We start from the raw sequence: 12237 nt of genomic DNA, 5'->3' as shown, positions 1-12237 counted from the left end.
GCCAGCTCGCCCCCAGCGCCTGACGGCGGAATGAGTACTCCGCCTACATTCTGTGTGATGGGACAAACACGATGTCTAAAACAACACGCAAGCACTCGGATCTCATTTACGAGCTGGAAGACAAACCCCCGTTTTATCAAACCCTGATGGGTGCAGTGACCCATCTGCTGGCCATTTTTGTCCCCATGGTGACCCCGGCGCTGATCGTCGGTGGCGCCCTGGGTCTCTCCACCGAGATCACCGCCTATCTGGTCTCCATGGCGATGATCGCCTCCGGTATCGGCACCTGGCTGCAGGTGAACCGTTATGGCCCCATCGGTTCGGGGCTGCTCTCCATCCAGTCGGTCAACTTCTCCTTCGTGACCGTGATGATCGCCCTCGGCGGCGCCATGAAAAAAGATGGCATCCACGAGGAGCTGATCGTCTCGACTCTGCTTGGGGTCTCCTTTGTCGGTGCTTTTCTGGTGATGGGCTCCTCCTTTGTGCTGCCCTACCTCAAGCGGGTGATCACCCCGACCGTGAGCGGGGTAGTGGTGCTGATGATTGGTCTGAGTCTTATCAAGGTGGGGATCATCGACTTTGGCGGCGGCTTCTCCGCCATGAGCAGCGGCACCTTCGGCAAATACGAGTACATCGGGCTGGGGCTCTTGGTGCTCTGTGTCATCGTCGCCTTCAACTGCAGCCGAAGCCCGCTGCTGCGGATGAGCGGCATTGCCATCGGCCTGCTGGTGGGTTATGCGGTGGCCCTGATGCTCGGTATGGTGGATTTCTCCGCCCTTGATAACCTGCCGCTTATTACGGTGCCGATCCCGTTCAAGTACGGTTTCTCCTTCGATTTTCACGCCTTTATGTTGGCGGGCACCATCTATCTGTTGAGCGTGCTGGAGGCGGTGGGGGACATCACCGCCACCGCCATGGTCTCCCACCGGGATATTCAGGGGCCTGAATTTCAAAAACGGCTCTCCGGCGGCGTGCTGGCGGACGGGTTGGTCTCGGTGATCGCCTCGGCACTCGGCTCTTTGCCACTCACCACCTTTGCCCAGAACAACGGCGTCATCCAAATGACCGGAGTGGCGTCACGCCATGTGGGCAAGTTCATTTCCGTCATTCTGGTGCTGCTGGGGCTTTTTCCCGTAGTAGGGCGCTTTTTTACCACCATACCGTCACCTGTGATGGGGGGCGCCATGGTCATCATGTTCTCCATGATCGCCATCGCCGGTGGTCGCATCATCATCAGCCACGGCTTCGATCGGCGGGAGACCCTGATTGTCGCCACCTCGCTGGGTCTTGGGCTCGGGGTCTCCTATGACCCGAACGTCTTCAAGGTGCTGCCGACGGGTATCTACATGCTGGTGGAGAACCCCATCTGTGCCGGTGGTATCACCGCCATCATCATGAATCTGGTGTTGCCGCAAAGCCGCAAACGCAAGGCGGCCGTCAGGGATGCAGAGGCGGTGGAGGTGATCCAGCTGAGCGACAAGCCGGATGTGATCTTTACCGCCCGCAGTGCGGGCCAGCCATCGGCCAGCAAGGGTGAGGGTTCACCAGAGCCAGTACCCGGGGAGGCGGTGGCGCCACAGGTGGAACGGATCTGACGGTTAAACCGGCAAAAAACGTCAACAGAACAAGAAAAACAGGGAAACGGTTATGAAAAACGACAACTCTGTCAAAGCGGTACGCGGCAGCTTCTTCGATATCACCCGGGTGGTGGATCAGCCCGAGGAGATTGAGTCCAACGCCCGCCTTATCGAGGATGGTCTGCTGATCATTCGCAACGGTTGCATCGACTGGTTCGGTGAGTGGGAGGAGGGGAAAGATCGTATTCCGGCCGAAGTACGGGTGCGGGATTATCGCGGCAAGATGATAGTGCCGGGCTTTGTCGATACCCACATTCACTATCCCCAGAGCGAGATGGTCGGAGCCTATGGCGAGCAGCTGCTGGAGTGGCTCAACCGCCACACCTTCCCGGCCGAGCGGCGTTACAACGATCTCGAGTATGCCCGCGAGATGTCCACCTTCTTTATCAAACAGCTGCTGCGAAACGGCACTACCACGGCGCTGGTGTTCGGCACCGTTCACCCCGAGTCGGTTGATGCCCTGTTCGAGGCGGCCAGTCGCATCAACATGCGGATGATCGCGGGCAAGGTAATGATGGATCGCAACGCGCCCGACTATCTGCTCGATACCGCCGAGAGCAGCTATGAACAGAGCAAGCAGCTTATCGAGCGCTGGCATGGCAACGGTCGACTTCTATATGCCATCACACCACGATTTGCACCCACTTCGACATCCGAGCAGCTGTCGATGGCGCGGCGACTGCGCGAAGAGTTTCCCACCACCTATCTGCACACCCATCTGTGCGAGAACAAGGACGAGATCGCTTGGGTCAAATCCCTCTTCCCGGCGCACAAGGGTTATCTCGATGTCTATCACCAGCACGGCCTCACCGGCCACAACTGCGTGTTTGCCCACTGCGTCCATCTGGAAGAGCAGGAGTGGGATTGCCTGAAGGAGACCGGCTCCACCATCGCGTTTTGTCCCACCTCCAACCTCTATCTCGGCAGCGGCCTGTTCAAGCTGCACAAGGCGTGGCGCAAGCAGGTGAAGGTGGGGATGGGCACCGACATCGGCGCCGGCACCACCTTCAACATGCTGCAGACCCTCAACGAGGCCTACAAGGTGATGCAACTGCAGGGCGAGCGGCTCTCGGCCTATCAGGCCTTCTATCTGGCCACCCTGGGCGGCGCCCATTCGCTGGGGCTGGATGAGAAGATCGGCAGCTTTGCGGTGGGCAAGGAGGCGGACTTCGTGGTGCTCGACCCGGTCGCCACCCCGCTGCAGCAGCTGCGTTATGACAACTCCACCACCCTGCGGGACAAGCTCTTTGTGCTGTTGACCCTGGGGGATGACAGATCCATCTACCGCACCTATGTGGATGGCCAGCTGGTGCATGAACGGGGGTAGGGCTTGTAGTGGGCAGCCGCGGCGCAGCCCCGACGAATACGGCGGCTGGCGTGCCCCACAGGAGGCCAGTCTTGCCGCACCACAGGGGATCTCCCCACATAGAACGTGAAATGGCCCGGTTTTTTGACCAGCAAGGCAAACGTTTGAGTCAAGGCTGCCTGCCCTGGTCTGTCTGTCGCATCTTCTGCCACCATCGCCTGTTTCTCATCAGACTGGCGCTCGGCAGACCCGCAGATCCTGTCGCCATTTCGTCATGGAACATTCAGGCGCGTGTGAAGGAGTTGGGTATGACCCAAGCAAACAGCAGGACAAACAGCGTGGAACAGCTGGCCAATGATGACGCCAGCCCGAGCGCAGCAAAGCAACAGCCGCTCACGGCTCTTGATCGCTACTTTATGATCAGCGAGCGGGGCAGCAACGTCAGACAGGAGGTGCTGGCAGGCCTCACCACCTTCCTTGCCATGGTCTACTCGGTGATAGTGGTGCCGAGCATGCTCGGCAAGGCGGGCTTTCCTCCCGGCGCCGTGTTTGTCGCCACCTGTCTGGTGGCGGGTTTTGGTTCGCTCTTGATGGGGCTCTGGGCCAAGCTGCCGATGGCCATCGGCTGCGCTATTTCCCTCACGGCGTTTACTGCCTTCAGTCTGGTGCTGGGGCAGCAGATCCCCATTCCGGTGGCGTTGGGGGCCGTCTTCCTGATGGGGGTGCTGTTTACCGCCATCTCGGTGACCGGGGTGCGTAGCTGGATCCTCGACAACCTGCCGATGGGGATTGCCCACGGCACCGGCATCGGGATTGGTCTCTTCCTGCTGCTTATTGCCGCCAACGGGGTGGGGCTGGTGATCAAGAACCCGCTCGAGGGGCTGCCGGTGGCGCTGGGGGCTTTTACCTCCATGCCGGTCATCATGTCCCTGATCGGCCTTGCGGTGATCTTCGGGCTGGAGAAGCTGAGAGTACCGGGGGGGATCTTGCTGGTGATCATCGCCATCTCCATCTTTGGCCTGATTTTCGATCCGGCGGTGAAGTATCAGGGCTTGTTCGCCCTGCCGAGCCTCTCGGACGATCAGGGCAAGTCCCTCATCTTCAGTCTGGATATCATGGGGGCCCTCTCGCCGCTGGTGTTGCCCAGCGTGCTGGCGCTGGTGATGACGGCGGTATTCGATGCCACCGGCACCATCCGCGCCGTGGCGGGGCAGGCCAACCTGCTCGATAAGGATGGTCACATCATCAACAGCGGCAAGGCACTTAGTGCCGACTCGGTCAGCAGCATCTTCTCCAGTCTGGTGGGGGCGGCCCCGGCTGCCGTCTATATCGAATCGGCCGCGGGCACGGCGGCGGGGGGCAAAACCGGCCTCACCGCGACCGTGGTCGGTGGCCTGTTCCTGCTGATGCTGTTCCTCTCGCCGCTCTCCTATCTGGTGCCCGCCTATGCCACCGCGCCAGCCCTGATGTATGTGGGGCTCTTGATGCTGAGCAACGTCACCAAACTCGATTTCGATGACTTTGTCGGGGCCATGTCCGGGCTGGTGTGCGCGGTATTTATTGTGCTCACCTGCAATATCGTCACCGGCATCATGCTCGGCTTCAGCTCGCTGGTGATCGGCCGCATCTGCTCGAAGGAGTGGCACAAGCTCAACGTCGGCACCGTGGTCATCGCCCTAGCGCTGGTGCTCTTTTATGCTGGGGGGTGGGCTATTTAGGGATAACCCGCCCGTTTGGGGTCGCACTGGCGGCCCCATTTTTATATCTGCGGCGCTCTGATCGTCAACGTTGGTTACCATGCCTTAGCCGCTGGTGCCATCGCGATACCATTTTGATAAATCCTCCTACCAGATTGATAGGCTCCCACCCTTGCTCTCCTCGCTCTGCCGTTTTTTTCACCGCAAATGTGCCCCGTTTGCTCAGGGGCTGCCCTTGGCTTGTTGCTGCGAGCCAACAAAAGCGGGCTAGATGGGATCCCCTTCACACTTCTCCCCATTCTCCTGACGATGGCGGGAAACAGGCGCATATCTTGCTGTTTTTTATGCCGGTTCCAGATTTTTCCATTCGAAAAAGGACTTGCATATGTCCATAGGATTACCGCTCAAGCGGGTGGATGCCGAGGCCAAGGTGACCGGCAGCGCCCGCTATACCGATGACAACATCATGCTCGGGATGCGCCACGCCAAGTACGTGCGCAGCAATATTGCCCATGGCAAGGTGCTCGCCATCGACGCGACCGAGGCGCTGGCCCTGCACGGGGTCGAAGCCGTGTTTACCCATGAAGATGTCCCTACCACCTGTTTTCGCACCGCCGGTCACGCCTGGTCTCTCGATGAGGCGAAACGGGATGTGAAAGACCGCCGTCTGCTCACCGACCATGTACGCCACTTTGGCGATGGGGTCGCCATCGTGGTGGCGCGCGATCCGCTGGTGGCCGAAAAAGCGGCCGCGCTGGTCAAGGTGACCTACGAGCCGCTGCCGGTGATGACGGATGCCGACAGTGCGCTGGCCGACGGTGCCTATCCCATCCACCCGAGCGGCAATCTGCTGCGCCAAAGTCAGCTTCGCGCCAATGACCCGGAGCATGCTATCGCCGCGGCCGATCTGCAGTTTCAGGGGCACTACCGGACGCCGGTGGTACAGCACTGCCATCTGGAGACGGTGACCTGCTACGCCTATATGGATCAACCGGACCACATCATCGTCGTCAGCAGCACCCAGATCCCCCAGATAGTGCGCAGCCGGGTGGCCAAATCCCTCGGCCTGCCCTGGTCGAGCGTGCGGGTGATCAAGCCCTATATGGGCGGTGGTTTTGGCAACAAGCAGGATGTGCTGGAAGAGCCGATGGCCGCGTTTCTGAGCTACAAGCTTGGCGGCGTGCCGGTCAAGGTGACCTTGAGCCGGGAGGAGTGCTTTTTTGCCTCCCGCACCCGCCACGGCTTTGCCATCGATGGCAAGATGGGCCTCAACCGCGATGGCACCCTCAAGGGCTATCAGCTCGACGTGCTCTCCAACACCGGCGGCTATGCCTCTCACGGCCACTCCATCGCCAGCGCCGGGGGCAACAAGATCAGCTACCTCTATCCGCGCAGCGCCTTCGGTTATGACGCCAAAACCTTTTACAGCAACCTGCCCACCGCCGGTGCCATGCGCGGTTACGGCGCGCCGCAGGTGATTTTTGCCCTCGAATCCATGCTGGATGACGCTTGCGCCGAACTGGGGCTGGATCCACTCGATGTGCGTATCGCCAACGTGGCGCGCGAAGGGGATGTCAATCAGGTCAACCAGAAGACCATCTACAGCGCCGGGTTGCCGGACTGCCTGCTGCGTGGCCGCGAGATGTTCGAGTGGGATCGACTCAAGGCCGAGTGCTTGGCGCAGGATCCTGCCAGCCGGGTGCGCCGTGGCATCGGGGTGGCCTGTTTCAGCTACGGCTCCAACACCTATCCGGTGGGGGTCGAAATTGCTGGCGCACGCATGCTGCTCAATCAGGATGGCACCGTCAATCTGCAGATCGGTGCCACCGAGATAGGGCAGGGGTCGGACACCGTCTTTGCCCAGATGGCGGCCCAGACGTTAGGCATTCCGTTTGAGCAGATCCGGGTCATTTCGACTCAGGATACCGACATTACCGCCTATGATCCGGGCTCGTTCGCCTCGCGCCAGAGTTATGTGGCGGCCCCAGCCATCCATCAGGCGGCGCTGCAACTGCGGGCCCGCATCCTCTCGCTGGCGGCCCAGCTCTGCCATCAGGATGTAGGGTCGCTGACCCTGATCGACGGCTACGTGGTGCTGGCCGGTGCGCCGGACAAGGTACTGATCAGCGTCGCCGAGGTGTCGGTCAACGCCTACTACCACCTCACTATCGGCGGTCAGATCACCTCCGAGGTCTCCCACAAGACCACCACCAACCCGCCCAGTTTCGGCTGTACCTTTGTCGATCTCAGCGTTGATATCGATCTCTGCAAGGTAACCATCAATCGCATCATCAACCTGCACGATGCAGGCAAGATCCTCAACCCGCAGTTGGCTGAGGGGCAAGTGCACGGCGGCATGGGGATGGGGATCGGCTGGTCCCTGTTCGAGGAGATGATCATCGACGCCAAGACTGGCGTGGTACGCAACCCCAACCTGCTCGACTACAAGTTCCCCACCATGCTGGATTTGCCGGAGCTTGAATGCGACTTCGTGCAGACCTACGAGCCCCAGTCGGTCTATGGCCACAAATCCCTGGGGGAACCGCCCATTATCTCGCCGGGCCCGGCGATCCGTAACGCCATTCGCATGGCCACTGGCGTCGCCATCAACGAGCTGCCCATCACCCCCAAAACCCTGTTCCGGGAGTTTGTCGCAGCGGGTTTGATTGGCGAGGGATCAGGGGAGGAGCAACACCATGTTTGATATTGCCCGTTACTACAAGGCGCACAGCGTGGCCGAGGCGGTCGCCCTGCGTCAGGCTGATCCCGAGGCGCGTCTCTTGGCAGGCGGCACCGATGTAATGATCCAGCTTCATCACCTCAACGCCGCCTATCGCCATATCGTCGATATTCACGACTTGCCCGAGCTCAAAGGGGTGAGCGAGCTGCCTGATGGGTCGATCCGTATCGGCTCCGGTACCACCTTTACCGAGCTCATAGAAAACGAGCTGGTGCAGCGCCGCCTGCCGATGCTGGCCGAGGCGGCCGCTACCATCGCCGGCCCGCAGATCCGCAACGTCGCCACCTATGGCGGCAATATTTGCAACGGTGCCACCAGTGCTGACTCGGCGGCGCCTACCGTCGCGCTTGAGGCCGAGCTTGAGATTGCTGGCCCTAACGGCACACGCCGCATCCCCATCGCCGGTTTTCACACCGGCCCGGGCAAGGTGGCGCTGCAACCGGCGGAAATTCTGGTGGCATTTCACTTTGCGCCGGATTCTCACGCTCATGTGGGCTCCCACTACTTCAAATACGCCATGCGCGATGCCATGGATATCGCCACCATCGGCTGCGCCGCCTACTGCCAGATTGAGCATGGCCACTTCAAGCGCCTGCGGCTGGCCTACGGGGTTGCGGCCCCGACCCCGGTGCGCACGCCTCACGCGGAAGCGGCGGCCGAAGGGCAACCGCTGACTCGTGCCACACTGGCCGCGATTGCCGAGGCGGTGGTGGCCGATGTGGCGCCGCGCTCCTCCTGGCGGGCTGAAAAGGAGTTTCGTTTGCACCTTATCAAAACCCTGGCGCAGCGGGTGGTCGCCTGCGCAGTCGAACGTGCCGGAGGCAAGATCCTATGATGCAACCGCAAAGTTGTCCCGCCTTGGAGATCCAGTGCGAGATCAACGGCAAGCCTTACTCCTATGCAGTGCCGCCCACCATGTCGTTGCTCCACTTCCTGCGCGGGCAGGGGCTTATCAGTGTGAAAGAGGGGTGCAGTGTCGGTGAGTGCGGCGCCTGTACCGTGCGGGTGGATGGCACTGCCATCGACAGCTGTCTTTATCTGGCGGTGTGGGCCGATGGCAAATCCATTCGTACCGTGGAGGGGGAGCGCAAAGGCAACGAGCTTTCCGATGTGCAGCAGGCCTTTATCGACGAGGGGGCGGTGCAGTGCGGTTTTTGTACCCCGGGCCTCGTGATGGCGAGCGCCGCCCTGCTCGACAAGACCGAACGCCGTCCGCTGACCGATGCGGAGATCCGCCGCGGGCTGTCGGGCAACCTCTGCCGCTGTACCGGTTATCAGAACGTGGTACGGGCGGTGAAGAAGTGCTGCAAGGGTTGAGCAGCAGTTTGCATCTTCGGTGACAAAAGCCGCGTAACAAGCGATAAAATCAAAGGCCCGTCTCGCAAGAGGCGGGCCTTCTCTCTTCGTCTGTAACCGGTGCGATTACCCTTTTTGCGGCTCGATCACCAGTTTGCCATCCTTGACCGGAATGGTGGCGCCGGGGGCTTGCTTCATGCGGATCACCCCCTCCTGACCGGCGAGGCGATAGGTCACGTCATAACCAATGGTGTTGACGCTCGTATCCTGCACGGTTTTGCAGCGCTGCTCGGTGGTGGTGTAGGTATCCCCCGCCTGCATATTGCCCTGCACCTGATTGCCGGCGTAGCCACCCGCGACAGCCCCGGCTGCGGTGGCCACCTTCTTGCCGCTGCCGCCGCCAAACTGGTGGCCGACCACGCCACCCAGCGCCGCGCCGACCACGGTGCCGAGGATCTTGTGCTCATCCTGTACCGGCTTGCGATGGGTCACGGTGACGTTGCGACACTCCTGGCGGGGAGTCTTGATGGTCTCGGTGACCGGCTTGCTGGCGATCACCTCGGCAAAGGTGGGCTGAGGTGTAAAGAGGGAGCCGCTGGCCGCCGCCGAGAGCGCCAGGGCCGAGGCGATGCCAATACCGATACCTGCCATCATGGATCTGTTCATCTTGTTGTTCTCCTGCATACCCATCCGGGCTGTTCCAATCTGGCGCCATTTTGTCATAACCGGTTGGCCGGACAAGGCGAGGGGGATGGGTCTGCGACAGGCGCTGGCAAGGTCAAAAAATAGCCACCCCGAAAAAGTGTCTGGCTTTAGCGACAACGGACTTAAAGTGACCAGTTTCCGGCGCATGGCGGGCTTTGCCAGTGTGATAAGGAGCAATTCGAGTCGCAATTTGCAAGGCGGGCGGTGAGCAGAATGCCAGAGTGGCAAAGTGCTGACGGGGGCAGGTCAAGGGAGGCCTTGAGCAAGGGCTCCGTTCGTTGAGATGGCCACGCAAGTGGTTGATAAATGGCTCCAGCCCCATCGGATGTTGGCCGATAAGAGATCACGGCAAGCATTTTGCTTTGATTGGGTGAAGCAGAGGGTGAACGGGTCGGCAGACAACTGCGTAAGACCTGATATGAAGATGTTCACCCGAGATCACCGGATCAACGAGGGGGGAGATATGTCAATGTTACCCAGCTGGATCACCCCGGCCATTCAGGCCAACATCATCACGGTGCAGCAGGCCGAACGTCTGCTCTCATCCCTCTACCTGCCCCTGGCCGAGCAGGGAGAGGAGCTTCCCGCCGATATCGCCGACATCAGCCTCAAGCTCTACTGCTTCCGCCAGCAGGGGCGGGTACGCCACTAAGGCTGACAAAAGAACACCCCGCGCCAGGCACGGGGTGTTGTCACTCATGTATCACAGGCCCATCAGGCCAACATCACTTGCGCCACCAGCATCAGGGCGCCAAATCCCAGCACAAAGCCCACCATGGGCAGCACGAACTTGACCCACTTGTTGAACTGGATGCCGAGCATCTGCAGAGTGACCAGCACCAGTCCGGTGGGGGCCAGGAACAGCATGGCGTATTGGCCCCAGTTGTAGGCCGACACCACGATATAGCGGGGGATCATCACAGTATCCGCCAGCGGCGCCATGATGGGCATGGAGAGCACCGCGAGCCCCGAGGAGGAGGGCACCACCAGCCCCAAGAGGGTGAACACCAGCATCTGCGCCACCGCGAACACGGCGCCGTGCATGCCGGAGACCAGATCGGAGGCGTAGGCCAGAATGGTGTCCGAGATCATCCCCTGATCCAGCACCAGATTGACCCCCCGTGCCAGCCCGATGATGAGCGACACCGCCACCAGCTCCGACGCCCCCTGAGTGAAGGCCTCGACCGCCTCCTTCTCTTTGAGACCCGAGATAAAAATGATGATGATGGCGATGGTCAGGAAGGAGGCCGCCATCTGCGGAAACCACCAACCGGCCATGGAGACGCCCCACACCATCAGCGGGAAGGCGAGGATAAACAGAGTCAGAATGATCTTGCGGCGCAGGGTGAAGGGCACCCCTTCGTCCATAGAGCCCTCTTTGAGAAAACGGGCGCGAAAACTCTCTCTGTCCTCATAGGTGTAGGAGAAGGCCGGGTTGGCCTTGATCTTCTTGCAGTACCAGTAGAGATAACTGATCACCACCAGGGTGCCCACCAGACAGCCGACGGCGCGAAAGATCAGCCCCTCGGTAAAGGGAATGCCGGCGGCATTGGAGGCGATCACCACCGAGAAGGGATTGATGGTGGAGAAGGTGGTGCCCATGGAGGCGGCGAGGAAGATGGCCCCCACGCAGACGATGGAGTCATAGCCGAGCGCCAGAAAGATGGGCACCAGTATGGGATAGAAGGCGACCGCCTCTTCCTCCAGTCCGCAGGTGGTGCCTCCCAGCGCCATTACGAAGCAGACCAGCGCCACAAACAGGAACTCGTTGCCCCGGGTCTTGTGTGAGAGGGCGACAAGCCCCGCACTGAATGCGCCTGTCTTGTTGATGACGCCGATCAGCCCCCCGAGCACCAGAATAAAGACGATGATATCCGCCCCCTCTATGGTGCCCTTGACCATGCTGACTGCCACGTCACTGAGCCCCTTGGGCGCTTGCTCCAGCCGTGCATAGGTGCCGGGAATGGCAATGGGCTTGCGGATGGTGCCGTTGGTAAATTGCTCTACCGCGATATTGATATTGAGTTTTGCCAGGGCATCCTGGGTTGCGGGAAGTCGGCTTATTTCCCCCTGTGGGCTATTGACCATCAGGCTTTCACTGGCCGGATTATAAGAGAGTTTGGCATAGGCGCCCGCCGGAATTATCCAGGTCAGCGCAATGGCCAGCAACATAATAAGAAACAGAATGGTAAATGCAGTAGGGAATTGTCTGCGTGGTGTGGTATTCGGCACGGCACACATAAAATGCTCCTTGATAAAGCAGGTTTGGGCTCGGCGGAATATCGGGTCGATAGGGTTTCTGCGTCATACATCCAAGGTACGCAAATTCACTGTGTATTGCGTAGTGATTGGCGAGAAATCTGGCCTGATATTGGACATCCGGTAGATTGTTTCACGTTGTAACCGTAACCCGTGCGCGGCTGGATGAACATGGTGCCATGCTCGCTTTATGGGATGGCTCACAAAATTTATTTCCCATGGATTTAACAGCTGATATGAAATAAAAGTTATTATGCAATAACTATTTCAGCTTTCGTTTTGCGCGGCTTGCCTTAAATAAAGGTCATGAAAATAGTACGTGCCGAGATGAATGGAATGACATATAAAGCAGCTTTGGTAGAATAATATTCCACCATCGTCATTTTTCGTTATTCGCCAAAAACAGCCTGTGAAAAAAATGGCACGTTTTCCCGTAATGAAATATTTTTTTGCAACGAAAACAGGGGCCCCTGTTGGCAGCAGGCTGCCCCTGTCTAAGACGTTTTGCTAATACCTGCCGCCGCAGGCTCGCTGTTAGGCTGTCATCCCCATAAGAGACCAGTGACGGGCAGGATGCCCATGTCGCTTGCAGATCTC

The 12237-nt window shown here is 59.8% G+C and carries 9 protein-coding genes; 7 read left to right on the top strand and 2 right to left on the bottom strand.

Annotated elements, in window-relative coordinates:
• Positions 1 to 71: 71 nt before the first annotated feature.
• The 6 genes from I6L44_RS06650 (at position 72) to xdhC (ending at position 8697) form a co-directional block, all read left to right on the top strand.
• Complete coding sequence (locus tag I6L44_RS06650; RefSeq protein ID WP_216953626.1) at positions 72 to 1595, top strand: nucleobase:cation symporter-2 family protein; 1524 nt, start codon at positions 72 to 74, stop codon at positions 1593 to 1595.
• 52 nt (positions 1596 to 1647) lie between these two features.
• Complete coding sequence (guaD, locus tag I6L44_RS06645; protein WP_216953625.1) at positions 1648 to 2964, top strand: guanine deaminase; 1317 nt, start codon at positions 1648 to 1650, stop codon at positions 2962 to 2964.
• Positions 2965 to 3359: 395 nt separating this feature from the next.
• Complete coding sequence (locus tag I6L44_RS06640; RefSeq protein ID WP_180343373.1) at positions 3360 to 4661, top strand: NCS2 family permease; 1302 nt, start codon at positions 3360 to 3362, stop codon at positions 4659 to 4661.
• 364 nt (positions 4662 to 5025) lie between these two features.
• Positions 5026 to 7344: a xanthine dehydrogenase molybdenum-binding subunit XdhA gene (gene xdhA, locus I6L44_RS06635; RefSeq protein WP_216953624.1), complete on the top strand. Its 2319-nt coding sequence runs from the start codon at positions 5026 to 5028 to the stop codon at positions 7342 to 7344.
• A complete protein-coding gene (gene xdhB, locus I6L44_RS06630) occupies positions 7337 to 8215 on the top strand; it encodes a xanthine dehydrogenase FAD-binding subunit XdhB (RefSeq protein WP_167569659.1) in 879 nt (292 codons plus the stop codon). The genes xdhA and xdhB overlap by 8 nt, the downstream gene beginning before the upstream one ends.
• Positions 8212 to 8697, top strand: a complete 486-nt coding sequence (gene xdhC, locus I6L44_RS06625) for a xanthine dehydrogenase iron sulfur-binding subunit XdhC (protein ID WP_216953623.1) — start codon at positions 8212 to 8214, stop codon at positions 8695 to 8697. The genes xdhB and xdhC overlap by 4 nt, the downstream gene beginning before the upstream one ends.
• Before the next feature lie 105 nt (positions 8698 to 8802).
• Here the strand turns inward: xdhC and I6L44_RS06620 are convergent, their stop codons facing one another.
• Positions 8803 to 9342: a glycine zipper 2TM domain-containing protein gene (locus I6L44_RS06620; RefSeq protein WP_216953622.1), complete on the bottom strand. Its 540-nt coding sequence runs from the start codon at positions 9340 to 9342 to the stop codon at positions 8803 to 8805.
• Between the two features lie 502 nt (positions 9343 to 9844).
• Between I6L44_RS06620 and I6L44_RS06615 the strand changes: the two genes are divergently transcribed.
• Positions 9845 to 10033, top strand: a complete 189-nt coding sequence (locus I6L44_RS06615) for a hypothetical protein (protein WP_124929484.1) — start codon at positions 9845 to 9847, stop codon at positions 10031 to 10033.
• 62 nt (positions 10034 to 10095) lie between these two features.
• Here the strand turns inward: I6L44_RS06615 and I6L44_RS06610 are convergent, their stop codons facing one another.
• Entirely contained in the window at positions 10096 to 11622 is a 1527-nt protein-coding gene (locus tag I6L44_RS06610; RefSeq protein WP_216953621.1) for a YfcC family protein, read from the bottom strand.
• Positions 11623 to 12237 lie beyond the last annotated feature (615 nt).

Origin of the sequence: Aeromonas sp. FDAARGOS 1414 (genome assembly GCF_019047065.1) — a bacterium.
GTDB lineage: Bacteria > Pseudomonadota > Gammaproteobacteria > Enterobacterales > Aeromonadaceae > Aeromonas > Aeromonas veronii_A.
The sequence above is the reverse complement of the archived record's forward strand: the minus strand, read 5'-3'. Positions and strand labels throughout refer to the sequence as shown.